We start from the raw sequence: 15,880 nt of genomic DNA, 5'->3' as shown, positions 1-15,880 counted from the left end.
AGCGCCTGATCAGCGCTGGTAAGCCCAAAATGGTCGCCCTGATCGCCGTCGCCCGAAAGCTCCTCACCACCCTCAACGCAATCCTGCGGGACAATCAGCCATGGCAAAACGCTTGACAACCAAGACAGTCGCTGAGGCGCTTGCCCGCAGCGCGTCGCGCTGTAGGCAAGCCTCGAAGGATGACGCCGCGCGGATAGTGGTCTGTCGAACGGCGCGCCGGCGGCCCATCCTTCGAGGCCCTCGCTGCGCTCGGGCGCCTCAGGATGACGCCGCGTGCGGGGATGCGGCTCAGTGCACCCTCAGCTCGCCGCTTGCTGCTTCAGAATGAAATCCACCGCGGCGGCGAAGCCCTCGTCCTCGTTGGAGGCGGTGACGTGGCGGGCCTGGCGCTGCACGTCGGGAGTGGCGTTGCCCATTGCGATCGGCAGTCCGCTGCAACGGAACATCGGCAGATCGTTCTGCATGTCGCCGATGGTGGCGATCAGCTCGGTGGTGATGCCGAGCCGTTTCGCCATCGCGCGCACGAAACTGCCCTTGTCCTGGCCGGGCGGGGTGACGTCGAGATAATAGCTCTGCGAGCGCACCGCCAAGGCCTGTCCGCCGAGCGCCTGTTGTAGGGCTTGTTCGCAGCGCTCCAGCAAAGCGGCGTCGGTGCTGGCGCCGACGATCTTGCAGGCCTGCTCGAGATAGGGCGAGAAGTCCTCGAGCAGCGTCGGGTCGGACTGGATGGTGTCTTGTTCATGCGCGACGTAGGCGCCGTCGAGCTTGCGGACGAACCAGTGGTCGGTGGTGAACAGCCAGGCGTCGATGGCAAAATCGGCCAGCACCTTGAGGCTGATCGCGGCGGCCTTGGCCGGAATCCGGTGCTGCTCCAGCACGACGAATTGCGGATCGACGATCGAGGAACCGTTGAACGGCCCGATCGGCAAATCGAGGTCGAGCGGGTCGACCAGCATCCGCATCCCGACCGGCGGCCGGCTGCTGGTGACGGTGAAGCCGATGCCGGCGCCGCGCAGCCGTGCCACGGCCTGTTGCGCGGGCCTGGTCAATCGCTTGTCCTTGGTCACCAGGGTGCCGTCGACGTCGGAGATGACAAGAGCAATGCGGTTCATTCAACTGACTTCCTTTTCGCTGCACGGCAGCTTGCGTAAAATCGCCTCGACGATCGCCTCGACCGGGCGGTCGATCGCAACCGTGATCGGCTGCTCGTCGGCGAGCGGCACTTGCAGCGTGGCGAACTGGCTGTCCAACAATCCCGGCGGCATGAAGTGATCCTGCCGCGCCGCGAGCCGCGCTGCGATCAGTTGCCGATCGCCGTCGAGATAGACCAGCCGGACGTCGCCGCGGCCGTGCCGCAGAACATCGCGATAGCTGCGCTTCAGCGCCGAACAGGCGATCACCGCGTGATCCTTGGCGGCGGCGATGCGGTCGATCTCATCAGCGATGGCTTGCAGCCAGGGCGCGCGGTCGGCGTCGGTCAAAGGCTGGCCGGCCCGCATCTTGGCGACATTGCCGGGCGGATGAAAGCGGTCGGCATCCTCGTAGACCCAGCCCAGCCGCTGCGCCAGCGCTTCGGCGATCGTGCTCTTGCCGGAGCCGGAGACCCCCATCACGATCAGCACGCTCGGCCACGCCCGCGGCTCATCCGGCATCGACATCCTCCGGCAGCGCGGCGCGGTCGATCAGCCACACCGTTTCGTTCAGGGAATGCGCCCGCGTCGCCGGCAGGTCCTCGCCGGCCAGCACCCGCGACAGCACGGCGCGCTTCTCGGCGCCGCCGACCAGAAACAACATCTCGCGACACGACGCCAGCGTCGGCAGCGTCAGCGTCACCCGCGGCACGAACGGGGCGACATGCGCGGTCTCGACGCCGACCACCCAGCGCAATTCCTCGGCGAGCGCCGGCGCGTCGGGAAACAGCGACGCGGTGTGGCCGTCGGGGCCGAGCCCCATCAGCACCAGGTCGAACAGCGGCCGCGCCGGGTTGAGCCGGTCTGCGCCGTAGCACGCCTGCAAGTCGCGCTGATAGGTCAAAGCGGCGTCGTCCAGCGTCGCCATCGCGGTCGGAATCGGGTGGATGGTTTCGGCCGGCGCGCGGCCGTCGAGCAGCATCCGCTGCGCCGTGCCCATATTGCTCAACGCGTCATCGAGCGGCACGAAACGCTCGTCGCCGATGAACCAGTGCACCCGCGGCCACGGAATCCGGCTGGCGAATTCGCCGGCCAGCAGTTCGAACATCCGCTTTGGGCCGGAGCCGCCGGTGAGGCAGATCGCGACGCGGCCGGGCTGCGCCTCGATCCGCGCCAACAGCCGCTCGGCCGCGGTTCGAGCCAGCGCCTCGGCATCGGCGACGATATCGCGACGAGCGGCCACGCTAACCCGGCTCGCGCCAGTTGCGGCCGTCGCGGGTCAAGAGCGTCTCGGCGCTGTCCGGGCCGGTGCTGCCGGCGCGATAGACCTGCAGGCCCTTGCCGCCGGCCTTCGCCCAGGCGTCGAGAAACGGCTGCACCACCGCCCAGCCGGCCTCGATGGCATCGGCGCGCTGGAACAGGATGTTGTCGCCGATCATGCAGTCGTGGATCAGCGTCTCGTAGCCGGTCGACGGCGCGACCTTGAAGTAGTCCTTGTATTCGAAGGTCATCTCGACGCCGTCGATGGCGATGGTGGGGCCGGGGATCTTGGAGTTGAACTCCAGCGAGATGCCCTCGACCGGCTCGATGCCGATCACCAGATAGTTCTGCGACAATTCCTGCACCGGGGTACAGCGGAACATGGCGAACGGCGCCTGCTTGAACTTGATCGCCACCTCGGTGCGCTTGGCGCCGAGCGCCTTGCCGGTGCGCAGATAGAACGGCACCCCGGCCCAGCGCCAATTGTCGATGGTGAGCTTCAGCGCGGCGTAAGTCTCGGTGGTGCTGTCCGGCTTGACGTCCTTGACGCTGCGATAGTCGATCACCTCGACGTCGCCGACATGGCCGGAGACGTATTGCCCGCGCACCGAATTCTTCAGCGCGTCGGCTTCGTTCTGGATCTGGATCGCCGCCAGCACGTCGGCCTTGGCCGAGCGCACCGCGTGGGCGTTGAAATGCGCCGGCGGCTCCATCGCCACCAGCGACAACAACTGGAACAGATGGTTCGGCACCATGTCGCGCAACGCGCCGGTGGCGTCGTAGAAACTGCCGCGATGCGCGACTCCGAGCTTTTCCTCGACGGTGATCTGCACGTGTTCGATGTGATCCCGGTTCCAGATAGGCTCGAACATGCCGTTGGCAAAGCGCAGCACCAGGATGTTCTGCACCGTCTCCTTGCCGAGATAATGATCGATCCGGTACAGCTCGTGCTCCGGCACGATCTTCAACAATTCGGCGTTCAGCGCCTTGGCGCTTTTCAGATCGGTGCCGAACGGCTTTTCCACCACCAGCCGGCGCCAGGCGCCGCCGGGGTCTTCGTGCAGCAGCCCGGTGCGGCCGAGTTCGCGGCTGATCGGGGCGAAGGCGTCGGGCGGCGTCGCCAGATAGAACAGCCGGTTGCCGCCGGTGTTGCGGTCGGCTTCGAGCTTGACCAGCCGGTCGCGCAGTTTGTCGAATGAGGCGGGATCACCGGGATCGGCGCTGATCGCGGTGACGCAATACAACAGCCGCTCGGCGACGGTCTGGTCGACCTCGCGCGTCGCAAATTCATGCAGGCCCTTCATCAGGCTGGCGCGCAGATCGTCGCTCGACATCTCCTTGCGGGTGATGCCGACCACGCAGAATTTTTCCGGCAACAGGTTGGCTTCGGCGAGATTGTACAGCGCCGGAATCACCAGCCGGTGGGTGAGGTCGCCGGTGACGCCGAAGATCACGAAGGCGCAGCCCTCGGGCATGGTGGGATCGGTTTGTGTGGTCACGAGCGCTCGGCCTCCGACTTCAGGATCTTGGGGCCCGACTGCCGCACCGGGTCGGGGTGCTGCTGCGGCTCCTTGTGGCCGCCGAAGCCGGCGCGCATCGCCGAGAGAATCTTTTCGGAGAACGTGTGCTCCTTGCGCGAGCGGAATCGCGCGAACAAGGCCGCGGTCAGCACCTCGGCCGGCACCGCCTCGTCGATCGCGGCGTTGACGGTCCAGCGGCCTTCGCCGGAATCCTCAACGAAGCCCGAGTAATTATCCAGCGTGTGGTTGTCGGCCAGCGCCGAGGCGGTGAGGTCGAGCAGCCAGGACGGGATCACGCTGCCGCGCCGCCAGACTTCGGCGATGTCGGCGATGTCGAGATCGAAGCGATGCTCGCTCGGCAGCGCCTCGCCGTTGGCGTTCTTCAGAATATCGAAGCCCTCGGCATAGGCCTGCATCAAGCCGTATTCGATGCCGTTGTGGATCATCTTGACGAAATGCCCGGCGCCGACCGGGCCGGTGTGCATGTAGCCCTGTTCGACGCGGGGGTCGCGGCCGTCGCGGCCGGGCGTGCGGTCGATGTCGCCGATGCCGGGCGCCAGCGTCTTGAAGATCGGATCGAGCCGCTCGACCACCGGCTTGTCGCCGCCGATCATCATGCAATAGCCGCGGTCGATGCCCCAGACGCCGCCGCTGGTGCCGACGTCGACATAGTGGATCTGGCGTTCGCGCAGCGCCTTGGCGCGGCGGATATCGTCCTGCCAGAACGTATTGCCGCCGTCGATCACGACGTCGTCGGGCTCCAGCAGCTTATGCAGCGCCTCGATGGTGATTTCGGTGATGTGGCCGGCCGGCAGCATCACCCAGACCGCGCGCGGCTTGTCGAGTTTGCCGACCAGCTCTTCGAGCGAGGCGGCGCCGGCCGCGCCTTCGCCGACCAGCGCCGCGACGGCGCTGGGGTCCTTGTCGTAGACCACGGCATGATGCCCGTTATTCATGAGGCGGCGAACGATATTGCCGCCCATCCGCCCCAGGCCGATCATGCCAAGCTGCATCAGGTCCTCGTTTCTAGTTGATGGCGTCTTGAATGGCCCGGTCGAGCATCTTCAGACCGGAGGCAAGATCGCCCTTGAGATGCACGCGCAAGGCGCGCCGCCGACGCTCGGTCAGCACGTTGAAGTCGCCTCGCGCCTGCGCCGCCTTGATCACGCCGAAGCTCGCCTTCTGGCCCGGCACCGCCAGATCCTGGGCGTCGTCGGCGGTGATCTGCAGGAACACGCCCGAGTCCGGCCCGCCCTTGTAGGCCTGGCCGGTGGAATGCAGGAAGCGCGGGCCGAATTCCGCGCAGGTCGCGACATGGCGGCGATCGCGCACCGCGAGCCGGATCTGTTGCAGCGTGGCGATGTGATCGGCGTTGCGGCCGATATAGGCCAATAGCGCCACATAGTCGCCGGCGCCGGCGCGGGCGAAATGCGCCTTCAGCCAGGAGGCGAGATCGCCGTCGGCGCCGGCCTTGCGCAGCGTCGCGGCGTTCTTGTCGTCGGTGTAGAGATCGGCGCCGGCGGTGGAGATCGCCGGCTGCTCGGCCGGCAGCGCGCCGGCTTTCTCGAACGCCGCGATCAGTTCGCGGGTCTTGATCTTGGCGGCTTCGACGTCGGGCTGGTTGAACGGGTTGATGCCGAGCACGGCGCCGGCGACCGCGGTGGCGAGTTCGAAGCGGAAGAACTCCTGGCCGAGCTGATCGGCGGATTTCAACACGATGCGCGCCACCGGATGGCCGGCCTGTTCGAGCGCCGCGAGCTTGGCGTCGTGGGCGGCGTCGGCTTCGGCCGCGGTGCGCAGATCGATGAAGAAGCGATCGTTGCCATAGGCGGCGACATCGCCCAGCGTCTCGCCGTCGATCGGGATCAGGCCCTTGCCGTCCTTGCCGGTGGATTCGGCGATCAATTGTTCGGCCCAGGCGCCGAAATCGGCGACCGCCTTCGACGATAGGATGGTGACCTTGTCGCGGCCGGCAAGGCCCGCGAGGCCGAGCGCGAGGCCGAGCTGCACGCCGGGATTGTGCTGCGGCGGCACGTCGGCGCCGCAGGAGCGCACCATCGCCAATGCTGAATCGAGGAATTTGCCGAGGTCGATGCCCGCGGCCGCCGCCGGCACCAGGCCGAACGGCGACAGCACCGAGTAGCGCCCGCCGATCGCCGGATCGCCGTGGAAGATTCTTGCGAAGCCTTGCTCTTTGGCAAGCTTGTCCAGCGACGAGCCCGGATCTGTCACGGCGACGAAATGCGAGGCGGCCTTGGCGGCGCCGAGCATGTCGCTGACCTGCGCGAAGAAGTACGCCTTCATCACGTTGGGTTCGGTGGTGCCGCCGGATTTGCTGGAGACGATGAACAGCGTGGACACCAGGTTGACCGCGTCGCGGGTGGCACGGACCTGCGCCGGGTCGGTGGAGTCGAGTACGTGCAGTTTCGGAAAGCCCGCTACCTGGCCGAAGGTTTCCGCGAGCACCTCGGGGCCGAGGCTGGAGCCGCCCATGCCGAGCACCACCGCGTCGGTGAAGCCCTGCGCCTTCACCCATTGCGCGAACTCCTGATAGTCGGCGAGCTTGGCCTTTTCGGCGGCGGCGCTGTGCAGCCAGCCCAGCCACTGGGCCTCGTCGGTGTTGCTCCACACCGCGGCGTCGCCGTCCCACAGCCTGCGGATCTTGCCGCTGGCGCGCCAATCCTCGGTGCTGTCGGCGACCGCCTTCGCCAGCGTGGCGCCGAGCGCCAGCGTCTGCGCATCGATGCCGTGCGACAGCACGGTCTCGCGCTTATCGGCCACCGCGCCGAGCAGCTTGTCGGCGGCGTCGGCGAACAGCTGCACGCCGTCCTTGACCAGTTGCTTGGCGATGGCGTCGAGCGAGATCCCGGCGGCGTCGAGATCGGCGAGCACCTGTTTGGCGTCGTCGAGGTTTTCTTCCAGGCTGTTGCGCGGCACGCCGTGATCGCGGAACGCATCCAGCGTCGCCGGCGGCACGGTGTTGACGGTGTTCGGCCCGATAAGTTCTTCGACGTAGATCACGTCGCGATAGGCCTTGTTCTTGGTGCCGGTGGAGGCCCACAACAGCCGCTGCGGCTTGGCGCCGGCGGCCTTCAGCTTGTCCCAGCGCGGCCCTGCGAACAGCCGCTGGTAATGCTGGTACGCCAGCTTGGCGTTGGCGATCGCGACCTTGCCCTTCAGCGCCGCGAGCCGCGCCTTCTCGGTCGGGTCGTTGGCCTTGGCGATCTTGTCGTCGAGTTCTTTGTCGACCGCGGTGTCGATCCGGCTGACGAAGAAACTGGCGACGCTGCCGATATGCGACGGGTTGCCGCCGCCGGCGACATAGGCTTCCAGCCCTTCGAGATAGGCTTCGGCGACGTCGACATAGACCGACTGCGCGAACAGCAGCGTGACGTTGATGCTGATGCCCTTGGCGATCAGCTGCTTGATCGCCGGGATGCCCTCCGGCGTCGCCGGCACCTTGACCATCAAATTCTTGCGGCCGACCTGTTTCCACAGCCGCTCGGCTTCGGCGACGGTGCCCTCGGTGTCGCGCGCCAGATAGGGCGAGACTTCGAGGCTGACATAGCCGTCATTGCCGTCATATTTGTCATAGACCGGGCGCAGCACGTCGGCGGCGTGCTGGATATCTTCCACCGCCAGCGCCTCATAGAGGTCGATCACCGGGCGGTCGCCGCCCTGCAGCGCGCTGCCGATCGCGCCGTCATATTCATCCGAACTGCCGATCGCCTTTTCGAAGATCGACGGATTCGAGGTGACACCTTTCACCCCGTCGACGTCGATCAGCTTCTTGAGGTCGCCTTTGGCGATAAAGCCGCGGGCAAGGAAATCCAGCCAGACAGCTTGGCCGTGTTGTTCGAGCGCTTTGACGGGGTTCATGATGCCTTGATTCTGTTCGGTTTTTGCGGGGGACGCTGGGGTTCCTTTTCTGGCGCGAAGCCGAGCTTTGTCAATCAAACGTTCGGCAGCCAATCGTACCGCCCCCACTTTACGTCCAAAGCGGCGATCGGTTCCAGCGGGGCAGCTATCCGTATCGCGCGATCTTGATCACCGGCATGACAGCGGCGGACGAACCGCGCGCGGCGTCAACGTTACCGGCCAGATCCGCTTGGCCGGATCGCACGATGGGTACGATCAGTTCGGAGGCGGTGGCGCGAACGGCATCATCAAACCGGCGGCTGCGCGCGGTCGCTCTTCGCGAGGTCGTCGATCGCCTTGACCACCGCGTCGCGAACTCCCGGGTCGTACAGCGAATGACCGGCGGCCTCGACGACGCGAATTTCGGCCTGCGGCCATCTGGCCGCCAGCGCATGCGAGGAGGCCGGCGGGCACAACAAATCGTAGCGGCCCTGCACGATGATGCCGGGAATTCCGGCCAGCCGTGGCGCCTCGTCGAGCAACTGGTTCGGCCGCAGAAAGCAGTCGTTGCTGAAATAATGCGCTTCCAGGAACGGCGTGGTCGGCAGCGGTCGGGTGCCGCTCAGCGCGGCGAGATCGAGCCGCGAGCGGCCGGGGCTGTGCTCGGACAGGATGCGTTCGGTGTCGTGCCAGGCGCGGGCGGCCGGTCCGTGGAGCGCCGGATCGGGATCGAGGATGCGGCGCCAATAGGCGGCGAGCGGCTGGTCGCGCTCCTGTTCACTCAGCAGGCTGAGGAAGTCCTCGTGGAGGCCGGGATAGAGCCGCGGCAGGGTTTCCAGAAACGCGGCGTCGAGTTCGGCGCGGCTGCCGAGGAAGGTGGCGCGCAGCACCAGCGCGCTGACCCGCTGCGGATGGGCCTGCGCATAGGCCAAAGCCAGCGTCGCGCCCCAGGAGCCGCCGACCACCATCCAGCGCGCAAAACCGAAGCGGTCGCGGATCATCTCCATGTCGGCGATCAGATCGGCGAGGCTGTTGGCGTCGCGGCCCGCTTTCGGCCGGCTGCGGCCGGCGCCGCGCTGGTCGAACAGCACCGCGTGGAACCGTTCGGCATCGAACAGCCGGCGGTGATCCGGCTGGCAGCCGCCGCCCGGGCCGCCATGCAGATAGACCGCGGCGATGCCGCCTTCGCGGCCGACCGACTCCACATAGATCTCGTGGCCATGGTCCACGGGCCACCATTGCGCCGACAACGGCGCCGGGCGATCGCTGGGTTTGACGGGTTGCGCTTCCGCTTCCATCCGCTTTGGTTACAGGCAAAGCCGATGCATTGCGAGCCGCGTTTCAGCCGGAGGCGTGTGCCGCGCCGAGGGTTGCGGATCGCGGTTGGAATTCTCACTTGGAAGATAGACCAACTGGAACCCGCCCATGCCGCGCTATTATTTCAATACCCGCATCGGAAACGAACTGATCCTCGATCCGGAAGGCGAGACGCTGCGCAATCCCGATCAGGCCTGGGAAGTCGCGCGCACCACGATCCGCCAGATCCTGAAATCCGAGGGCAGCCAGCCCAGCCTGTTGCAGGCAAGCCTTGAAGTCACCGATGAGGAGGGCGAAATCGTGCTCGAATTTCCGTTCAGCGAGGCGATTCTCGATATCCATCAGGCGCCGCCGACAACCCATTGATGCGGCGCCGGCTCGGCGTCGGTGCCGTCCGCGGAAAATTCTGTTGGGCGATAGCCGGGCGGCTGCCATAGTCGGCGGCACCCGGGAGCGGAGAGATCTTTTGATGCAGGATATCTGGCGACTGTCGGCGGCCGATCTGGCCGCGTCGATCCGGTCGCGCCAGCTCTCGGCGAAACAGGCCGCGGAAGCCGCGCTGGCGCGGCTCGATGCGGTCAATCCGGCGCTCAACGCCGTAGTCGATCATCGTCCCGACGAAGTGCTGCAACAGGCTGACGCGATCGACGCCGCCTTTGCCGCCGGCAACGATCCGGGGCCGCTCGCCGGCGTGCCGATCACCGTCAAGGTCAACGTTGATCAAGCCGGCTTCGCCACCACCAACGGCGTGACGTTGCAGCGCGACCTGATCGCCACCTCGAACAATCCGGTGGTCGACAATCTGCGCCGCGCCGGCGCGGTGATCCTCGGCCGCACCAACACCCCGGCGTTTTCCTATCGCTGGTTCACCAGCAATCTCATCCACGGCGCCACCAAGAATCCGCGCGACCCGGGGCTCACGCCCGGCGGCTCGTCCGGCGGCGCGGCCTCCGCGGTCGCCGCTGGCATCGGCCACATCGCCCACGGCACCGACATTGCCGGCTCGATCCGCTATCCGGCCTATGCCTGCGGCGTGCATGGCTTGCGTCCAACCATTGGGCGAGTTCCGGCCTGGAACGCGTCGTCGCCGGAGCGCTCGATCGGGCCGCAGATCACCGCGGTATCCGGGCCGCTGGCGCGCAGCATTGGCGATCTCAGGCTCGCGCTGACGGCGATGGCGCAGCCCGACCCGCGCGATCCGTGGTATGTGCCGGCGCCGCTCGAAGGGCCTGCGGTCGAAAAGCGCGCGCTGCTGTGGCTGCGCCCCGATGGCCTGGAGATCGCGCCGGAGATCGAGGCCGCGTTGCGCGACGCCGCTGAACGGCTGCGGCGCGCCGGTTGGCAGGTCGAAGAGCGCGACACGCTGCCGCCGCTGCGCGAGGCGGCCGAGTTGCAGATCAAGATGTGGCTCGCCGACGGTTACGACGCGATGCTGGCTCTGGCCGAGCGCGAGGGCGATCCGGGTGCGCTGGCCTGCCTGCGCGGCAACCGCGATCAAGCGCAGGGCATCGACCTTGCGGCGTTCTCCGGTCTGTTGACGCGGCGCGCCACGCTGACCCGGCAATGGCAGAGGGTGTTCGCCGAGACCGCCGTGGTGCTGATGCCGGTGTCCGGCGAATTGCCGTTTGCCGATCAGCTCGACCTGCGCGACGACGCCTCGTTCAATCGGGTGTGGCGGGCGCAGATGCCGCAGATTGCGATCCCGTTCATGGGGTTGCCGGCGCTGGCGGTGTCAACCGGGCTGGTCGGCCGCTGTCCGGTCGGCGTGCAGCTGGTCGCCGGACGCCATCGCGAGGATCTGCTGCTTGCCGCCGGAGAGGCGATCGAGGCCGGCGGAGTGCCGGCATCGCCGATCGATCCTGTTGCCTGAATCACCCCGACGCCGGATAAGCCCGCCATGACCTCCGTCTATGATTTTTCCGCCAGAACGCTGCAAGGTCAGGAGCTGCCGTTGAAGCAGTTCGCGGGCAAGGTGCTGTTGATCGTCAACACCGCCAGCGCCTGCGGCTTCACCCCGCAATACAAGGGGCTGGAAGAGCTGCAGCAGGCCTACGGCGCGCGCGGGCTTGTGGTGCTGGGCTTTCCCTGCAATCAGTTCGGCCATCAGGAGCCTGGCGATGCGGCTGCGATCGGGCAATTCTGCCAGAAGAATTACGGCGTCAGCTTTCCGATGTTCGACAAGGTCGAGGTCAACGGCGCCGACGCGCATCCGTTGTTTCAATATCTGAAGGCCGCAAAATCCGGCCTGCTGGGCGCCGCGATCAAATGGAATTTCACCAAATTCCTGGTCGATCGCTCGGGCCAGGTGGTGGCGCGCCACGCGCCGACCACGACGCCGCAATCGCTGACCAAGGAAATCGAGGCCCTGCTGTGATGACGAAAGACCCGACCATGATCGAACTGCCCGACCGGCTCTCCAACGATCCGAAGAGCCCGTTCTACAACGAAGCCATTCTCGCGCTCGACGTCGGCATCCGCTTCAAGGGCGCCGAGAAGACCAACGTCGCGGAGTATTGCGTCAGCGAGGGCTGGATCCGCGTCACCGCCGGCACGGCCAAGGACCGCTTCGGCAATCTCCTGACCATCAAGGTCAGCGGTCCGGTGGAGCCGTATCTGCGCGGCAAGGTCGATTAGGGCGGCGCTTGAGCTAAGCTTGGCTCGCGGATCGGCGTCTCAACGCGTCATGCGAGGAGCGGTTGCGACGAAGCAATCCAGGGCTCGGCGTGCAGCCCCTGGAGCTTCGCTTTTACTCGGCGCTGCGCGCCGCCTTCGGCTCGCGATGACGTCGCCGGGGCGGTTAACGTTTCGAGGGCGCCGACGCGCCAGGGCCGATCGTGACGCACGCCGCGAAGCCCGCATCTTGTGGCGAGCCGCCGCGCACCTTGCGCGATCTAGCGGTGAACACGCCGAACAACGCGATTCGGCCGATTCGGGCGCGTTTCGTTCCGCCGGCGTTCCAAAGCTTAACGAGCCTTGCCGAAAGCGTCGCATTTCGGGACGGTGCGATGAGCCCGTCTTGATCCCGATCAATCGCCGACTGATATCCGAGACGATCGTGCATAACGCGCGCGCCCCGCGACGCTTTGTCCGGCGCGTTAACCGGCGCGTAGTTGTCCGGCGGCGCGGTGCAGCGCGCCGGCGATCGAGCTCTCCAGATATTGTGCCGAGCGGTGCTGCGCGTTTCGTCATCTAGCCGTGAACGCGAGGCAGCTTGCTGATTCGGCCGATTCGGACGCGTTTCGTTCCGCCGTCGTTCCAAAGCTTAACAATGCCGGGCGAGGGCGTCGCATTCCGGGACAACGCGGGCTGCGTCAGCGGCGCGGCAATCGCCAGCCGACCACGGTGGCTTCGACCACGCTGTCGGATTGCGCGTTGCGCCATTCGCCGTCGATCATCCGGCATGCAAACGGCAACTGATAGGTGCCGCTGTGGTCTTCGCACAGCACCTCGACCAGTTGATCCGGACCGGGGTCGCCATTGCCGTTGAACTCGGCCAGCCGTTTTTCGCGCGTCGCCATTCTTAACTATCCCTTACCACACCGCTGCTACCGACACGCTTGGTTGGCAGGGCGGCGGCGCTCAGACCGCGGTTAGTTCAGCGCCGGAATGAGGTTTTTGAATGTTGCTAACAGCCGCCTGCGCCAGCCGCTTGCGGAAGCCGCGGTCGCGCTTCAGATGCCACTCGCGGCTCATCGCCTCGCTTCGCGAGGCGTAGCGCTCGCTATGCAGCAGCACCCAGCTGCGGCCGCGGGTCGAGCGCGCACCGCTGCCGGCATTGTGCTGGGCAAGCCGGCGGTCGAGATCGAGCGTCCATCCGACATAGGTCAGATAGCGGCCGCCGCTGCAACAGCCGAGCACATAGACGAAGCAGTCTTCCATCGCCGGAGTCTTTCACGAATTGCCGCGGCCGGCAATTGGCGGGCGCTGATAAGCGTTGACAGCGGCGCGCCGGCGCCGCTTGCTGCGGCGATGGATAGCTCAGCCTGGGACGTCGCGATGGTTCGGATCGGTGCAATGCTCGGATTGCTGACGCTGGCGCTCGGCGCCGGCGTGGCGCATGCGCAGGACGTGCCGGCGATCGAGATCTGCACGGTGGAAAAAACCATGGAGCGCCGCACCAGCTGCCTGCAGAGCAACGTCGATTTCCTGGTGAAGACGATTGACAAGCTCGGCCGCGATCAGCAGCAGAAGCTCGACGCCGCCACCCGGCAGATCGACGCGCTGAAGGCCGGTATCACAGTCTTGCAGAACACGGTGAACGAGTTGAAGGCAGCGCAGACCAAGCCGCCGAAACCGGCCCCGCCGGAGCCCGCCAAGGATCAGCCGGCGAAAGACGCCGGCAAGTAGCTGCCACAGCTTTGCCGCAACATTTCGCGGCGGCGAATTGACCGCCGCGAGCGGCCGAAATCAGGCCGAGGCGACCCGGCGCGGGGCGTAGCGCGGCGCCTGATCCGGCCCGGCCATTGCCGGCAACGGCCTGACTGCGCTGGCGATTTCCGCGGGCTCGGTGAACAGCACATAATCCGGCAGTTCGATCAGACTGCTGCACGCCATCGCCATATGGACGGTGTGATCGCAGTCAGAACAGCTCCAGGAGTACAGCTCATAGACGCCGTCAATTTGTTCGACGTCCAGCGTTGTGGTTGCGTGGCCGCATCGCGTGCAATTTGCCATCGTGCTCGTCCTTTGTCGTGGAACCGGCCTCACCAGGTGCGATTCCCTGAAAACGAGCCCTCTTGCAGGTGGTTTGGCTCCCTGGATTTCTGTGACACTGGTTTAACAGCAGATAGGTGCGCTGCACCATTTCGCAATGCGCCAGATCAATCTCTCCGTCAGTTATAGGTAACATTTGGTGGAAAATCTGGGCGGACGGCCGCAATGGAGCGGCGATGAAGGGCTCGGCGCACCGGGGCGGGCCCGTGAGCAGGTGGAATTTGCCCGTTGTCGCGGGTTAAGTCATTTAAATTGCGGGATATTCTCTGAAGCCGCGGGTCCGTGGCATTGGAACCGCGACTGACGGATCGGGCCGTACTGCATGCCGCAACGCATCCTGACGCGGCTCTGCAATGCAGCAATGCGGCGCGCTGCTGTAGCCGTCAGATTGTTTGGAGGTTTGGGGGCGGGGTTGGCTGGGGAACTAGGATTCGAACCTAGACAAACAGAGTCAGAGTCTGTTGTGCTACCGTTACACCATTCCCCAATGGTTTCCGTGCTTTAGGTTTTTCCGGCGCGGTCAGGAAAAACGCGAAGCGCAAGGTGCGTCCTTCTACCCGCTCGCTTGCGGCCTTGGCAAGCGCAGAACCGGCGCAAAGCCACAGCGATTTGCATGGCGCGGCCGGAGCGGCCTCGGCTGGTGGGCGGCAGGCCGGAATCGCCCGGCAGTTAAGCCTCAATAGGTGGCACGGCCGCCGGAAATGTCGAACACCGCGCCGGTGGAGAATGCGCAGTCCTGCGAGGCCAGCCACGCCACCAGCGCTGCCAGCTCCTCGACCAGCACGAAACGGCCCTTCGGGATCTTCGACAGCATGAAATCGATGTGCTGCTGCGTCATCTGCTCGAAGATCGCGGTCCTGGCCGCCGCCGGGGTCACCGCGTTGACCGCGATGTCGTAGGCCGCCAATTCCTTGCCGAGCGATTTGGTCAGCGCGATGAGACCCGCCTTCGACGCGGAATAATGCGCGGCGTTGGGGTTGCCCTCCTTGCCGGCAATCGAGGCGATGTTGATGATGCGGCCGTATTTGTGCCCGATCATCAACGGCACGATCGCCTTGCAGCAGATGAACGGGCCGTCGAGGTTGATCCGCAGCACCTTGCGCCATTCCGCGAGATCGGTGTCCCACACCGGCTTGTTGATGCCGGCGATGCCGGCATTGTTGACCAGGATGTCGATCTTGCCGAAGGTCTTGAGCGTGGCGTCGCGCGCGGCTTCCACCGCGGCGAGATCCGAGACGTCGACGCCGATCGCGGTGACGGCGTCGCCGATTTCCTTGGCGGTGCGCTCGGCGAAAGCGATGTCGTGGTCCCAGATCGCGACTTTGGCGCCGGAGCCGACGAAGCGTTCGGTGATGGCGCGGCCGAAGCCCTGCGCGCCGCCGGTGACCACGGCGCAGCGGCCGTTGAGATCGATCTGGTTCATTTGTGTTTCCTTGCTCCCTGAATGCCCTCATGGTGAGGAGCGCGCCCTTGCGCGCGTCTCGAACCTTGAAGATCTGTCGCCTCATCCTTCGAGACGCCCGGCCACGCGCTGCGCGCCAGGCCGGGCTCCTCAGGATGACGGTCGTATCCGTCGCGGCGCTGCCTCGGTCACAACGTCCAGCCGCCGTCGATGATATGCGCAACGCCGGTGGTGAAGCTGCTTTCGTCGCTGGCCAGATACACCGCCAGCGCGGCGATTTCGTCCGCGGTGCCGAGCCGTCCCATTGGCTGCCGCGACACGAACAGCTCGCGGCCCTGCGGCCCGGCGGCGGCAGCGCGCTGCAGCATCGACGGCGTCTCGATGGTGCCGGGGCAGATCGCGTTGCAGCGGATGCCCTGGGTGATGAAGTCGGCTGCGACGGCGCGGGTCAGCGCCGCCACCGCGGCCTTGGTGGCGCCGTAGACGTAGCGGTTCGGCGCGGCCTTGAACACGCCGGCGGCCGACGCGATGTTGACGATGCTGCCGCGGCCGGCCTGCAGCATGCCGGGGAGGAACGCGCGAATCGTGCGGTGCATCGACTTGACGTTGAGGTCGAAGGAAAAATCCCAGTCGGCGTCGGAGCAGTCGAGCACGCTGCCGTGATGCACGAAGCCCGCGGC

Annotated in this window: 18 protein-coding genes, 1 tRNA gene and 1 pseudogene; 7 read left to right on the top strand and 13 right to left on the bottom strand. The window is 66.2% G+C overall.

Annotation, left to right across the window (positions count from 1 at the left end; translation table 11 throughout):
- A pseudogene (locus tag VGC77_RS05900) lies at positions 1 to 116 on the top strand (IS110 family transposase); the annotation flags it as partial.
- A 183-nt stretch (positions 117 to 299) separates the two neighbouring features.
- Here the strand turns inward: VGC77_RS05900 and VGC77_RS05895 are convergent.
- From VGC77_RS05895 to pip, 7 genes are all read right to left on the bottom strand, one after another.
- Entirely contained in the window at positions 300 to 1,112 is an 813-nt protein-coding gene (locus VGC77_RS05895) for a Cof-type HAD-IIB family hydrolase (RefSeq protein WP_331170642.1), read from the bottom strand.
- The gene (locus VGC77_RS05890) at positions 1,113 to 1,652 is read right to left on the bottom strand and encodes a gluconokinase (RefSeq protein ID WP_331170641.1); all 540 of its coding nucleotides are present in this window, start codon (positions 1,650 to 1,652) and stop codon (positions 1,113 to 1,115) included. It lies immediately after the preceding gene.
- Entirely contained in the window at positions 1,642 to 2,373 is a 732-nt protein-coding gene (pgl, locus tag VGC77_RS05885) for a 6-phosphogluconolactonase (protein WP_331170640.1), read from the bottom strand. The genes VGC77_RS05890 and pgl overlap by 11 nt, the downstream gene beginning before the upstream one ends.
- Position 2,374: 1 nt before the next feature.
- Positions 2,375 to 3,865: a glucose-6-phosphate dehydrogenase gene (gene zwf / locus VGC77_RS05880; RefSeq protein WP_414709617.1), complete on the bottom strand. Its 1,491-nt coding sequence runs from the start codon at positions 3,863 to 3,865 to the stop codon at positions 2,375 to 2,377.
- 20 nt (positions 3,866 to 3,885) lie between these two features.
- Positions 3,886 to 4,923 carry a phosphogluconate dehydrogenase (NAD(+)-dependent, decarboxylating) gene (gene gnd / locus VGC77_RS05875; RefSeq protein ID WP_331170638.1) on the bottom strand — a complete coding sequence of 346 codons (1,038 nt, stop codon included), beginning with the start codon at positions 4,921 to 4,923 and terminating at the stop codon, positions 3,886 to 3,888.
- Between the two features lie 13 nt (positions 4,924 to 4,936).
- The gene (locus VGC77_RS05870) at positions 4,937 to 7,789 is read right to left on the bottom strand and encodes a bifunctional transaldolase/phosoglucose isomerase (protein WP_331170637.1); all 2,853 of its coding nucleotides are present in this window, start codon (positions 7,787 to 7,789) and stop codon (positions 4,937 to 4,939) included.
- Between the two features lie 287 nt (positions 7,790 to 8,076).
- Entirely contained in the window at positions 8,077 to 9,066 is a 990-nt protein-coding gene (pip, locus tag VGC77_RS05865) for a prolyl aminopeptidase (protein WP_331170636.1), read from the bottom strand.
- 127 nt (positions 9,067 to 9,193) lie between these two features.
- Between pip and VGC77_RS05860 the strand changes: the two genes are divergently transcribed.
- The 4 genes from VGC77_RS05860 to VGC77_RS05845 all read left to right on the top strand — a co-directional run bounded on the left by VGC77_RS05860 (position 9,194) and on the right by VGC77_RS05845 (position 11,719).
- On the top strand, positions 9,194 to 9,451 hold the full coding sequence (locus VGC77_RS05860) for a DUF6894 family protein (protein ID WP_331170635.1): 258 nt from the start codon (positions 9,194 to 9,196) through the stop codon (positions 9,449 to 9,451).
- Between the two features lie 103 nt (positions 9,452 to 9,554).
- On the top strand, positions 9,555 to 10,955 hold the full coding sequence (locus VGC77_RS05855) for an amidase family protein (protein WP_331170634.1): 1,401 nt from the start codon (positions 9,555 to 9,557) through the stop codon (positions 10,953 to 10,955).
- Positions 10,956 to 10,982: 27 nt separating this feature from the next.
- Positions 10,983 to 11,459 (top strand): glutathione peroxidase, encoded by a 477-nt coding sequence (locus tag VGC77_RS05850; protein WP_331170633.1) that lies wholly within the window; start codon positions 10,983 to 10,985, stop codon positions 11,457 to 11,459.
- On the top strand, positions 11,459 to 11,719 hold the full coding sequence (locus VGC77_RS05845) for a DUF3297 family protein (RefSeq protein WP_331170632.1): 261 nt from the start codon (positions 11,459 to 11,461) through the stop codon (positions 11,717 to 11,719). The genes VGC77_RS05850 and VGC77_RS05845 overlap by 1 nt, the downstream gene beginning before the upstream one ends.
- A 677-nt stretch (positions 11,720 to 12,396) precedes the next feature.
- Here VGC77_RS05845 and VGC77_RS05840 read toward each other — a convergent pair.
- The gene (locus VGC77_RS05840) at positions 12,397 to 12,603 is read right to left on the bottom strand and encodes a hypothetical protein (RefSeq protein WP_331170631.1); all 207 of its coding nucleotides are present in this window, start codon (positions 12,601 to 12,603) and stop codon (positions 12,397 to 12,399) included.
- A gap of 61 nt (positions 12,604 to 12,664) precedes the next feature.
- Complete coding sequence (locus VGC77_RS05835) at positions 12,665 to 12,964, bottom strand: GIY-YIG nuclease family protein (protein ID WP_331170630.1); 300 nt, start codon at positions 12,962 to 12,964, stop codon at positions 12,665 to 12,667.
- Between the two features lie 55 nt (positions 12,965 to 13,019).
- Here VGC77_RS05835 and VGC77_RS23650 point away from each other — a divergent pair, with 55 nt between their 5' ends.
- Together VGC77_RS23650 and VGC77_RS05830 are read left to right on the top strand one after the other, a co-directional pair.
- Positions 13,020 to 13,115 (top strand): hypothetical protein, encoded by a 96-nt coding sequence (locus VGC77_RS23650; protein ID WP_414709615.1) that lies wholly within the window; start codon positions 13,020 to 13,022, stop codon positions 13,113 to 13,115.
- The gene (locus VGC77_RS05830) at positions 13,100 to 13,432 is read left to right on the top strand and encodes a hypothetical protein (RefSeq protein WP_331170629.1); all 333 of its coding nucleotides are present in this window, start codon (positions 13,100 to 13,102) and stop codon (positions 13,430 to 13,432) included. The genes VGC77_RS23650 and VGC77_RS05830 overlap by 16 nt, the downstream gene beginning before the upstream one ends.
- Positions 13,433 to 13,492: 60 nt before the next feature.
- On the opposite strand, the gene VGC77_RS05825 is transcribed toward VGC77_RS05830, so the two are convergent.
- From VGC77_RS05825 to VGC77_RS05810, 4 genes are all read right to left on the bottom strand, one after another.
- Complete coding sequence (locus VGC77_RS05825; RefSeq protein ID WP_331170628.1) at positions 13,493 to 13,759, bottom strand: hypothetical protein; 267 nt, start codon at positions 13,757 to 13,759, stop codon at positions 13,493 to 13,495.
- 452 nt (positions 13,760 to 14,211) lie between these two features.
- A tRNA-Gln gene (locus tag VGC77_RS05820) sits at positions 14,212 to 14,285 on the bottom strand.
- Between the two features lie 189 nt (positions 14,286 to 14,474).
- Entirely contained in the window at positions 14,475 to 15,221 is a 747-nt protein-coding gene (locus VGC77_RS05815) for an SDR family NAD(P)-dependent oxidoreductase (RefSeq protein WP_331170627.1), read from the bottom strand.
- A gap of 167 nt (positions 15,222 to 15,388) precedes the next feature.
- The coding region (locus tag VGC77_RS05810) for an SDR family oxidoreductase (RefSeq protein WP_331170626.1) at positions 15,389 to 15,880 on the bottom strand (492 nt) is incomplete at its 5' end.

The sequence above is a fragment of the Rhodopseudomonas sp. genome, from assembly GCF_036404135.1.
Taxonomy (GTDB): domain Bacteria; phylum Pseudomonadota; class Alphaproteobacteria; order Rhizobiales; family Xanthobacteraceae; genus Rhodopseudomonas_A.
The sequence above is the reverse complement of the archived record's forward strand: the minus strand, read 5'-3'. Positions and strand labels throughout refer to the sequence as shown.

Bases quoted from the DNA above. Each gene is read 5' to 3' on its own strand.
- VGC77_RS05855 (WP_331170634.1), top strand. From the start codon at position 9,555: ATGCAGGATATCTGGCGACTGTCGGCGGCCGATCTGGCCGCGTCGATC.
- VGC77_RS05845 (WP_331170632.1), top strand. From the start codon at position 11,459: ATGACGAAAGACCCGACCATGATCGAACTGCCCGACCGGCTCTCCAAC.
- VGC77_RS05850 (WP_331170633.1), top strand. From the start codon at position 10,983: ATGACCTCCGTCTATGATTTTTCCGCCAGAACGCTGCAAGGTCAGGAG.
- gnd (WP_331170638.1), bottom strand. From the start codon at position 4,923: ATGCAGCTTGGCATGATCGGCCTGGGGCGGATGGGCGGCAATATCGTT.
- VGC77_RS05835 (WP_331170630.1), bottom strand. From the start codon at position 12,964: ATGGAAGACTGCTTCGTCTATGTGCTCGGCTGTTGCAGCGGCGGCCGC.
- VGC77_RS05825 (WP_331170628.1), bottom strand. From the start codon at position 13,759: ATGGCAAATTGCACGCGATGCGGCCACGCAACCACAACGCTGGACGTC.
- pip (WP_331170636.1), bottom strand. From the start codon at position 9,066: ATGGAAGCGGAAGCGCAACCCGTCAAACCCAGCGATCGCCCGGCGCCG.
- VGC77_RS05840 (WP_331170631.1), bottom strand. From the start codon at position 12,603: ATGGCGACGCGCGAAAAACGGCTGGCCGAGTTCAACGGCAATGGCGAC.
- VGC77_RS05815 (WP_331170627.1), bottom strand. From the start codon at position 15,221: ATGAACCAGATCGATCTCAACGGCCGCTGCGCCGTGGTCACCGGCGGC.
- VGC77_RS05830 (WP_331170629.1), top strand. From the start codon at position 13,100: ATGCTCGGATTGCTGACGCTGGCGCTCGGCGCCGGCGTGGCGCATGCG.
- VGC77_RS05860 (WP_331170635.1), top strand. From the start codon at position 9,194: ATGCCGCGCTATTATTTCAATACCCGCATCGGAAACGAACTGATCCTC.
- VGC77_RS05870 (WP_331170637.1), bottom strand. From the start codon at position 7,789: ATGAACCCCGTCAAAGCGCTCGAACAACACGGCCAAGCTGTCTGGCTG.
- VGC77_RS05895 (WP_331170642.1), bottom strand. From the start codon at position 1,112: ATGAACCGCATTGCTCTTGTCATCTCCGACGTCGACGGCACCCTGGTG.
- VGC77_RS05890 (WP_331170641.1), bottom strand. From the start codon at position 1,652: ATGCCGGATGAGCCGCGGGCGTGGCCGAGCGTGCTGATCGTGATGGGG.
- zwf (WP_414709617.1), bottom strand. From the start codon at position 3,865: ATGCCCGAGGGCTGCGCCTTCGTGATCTTCGGCGTCACCGGCGACCTC.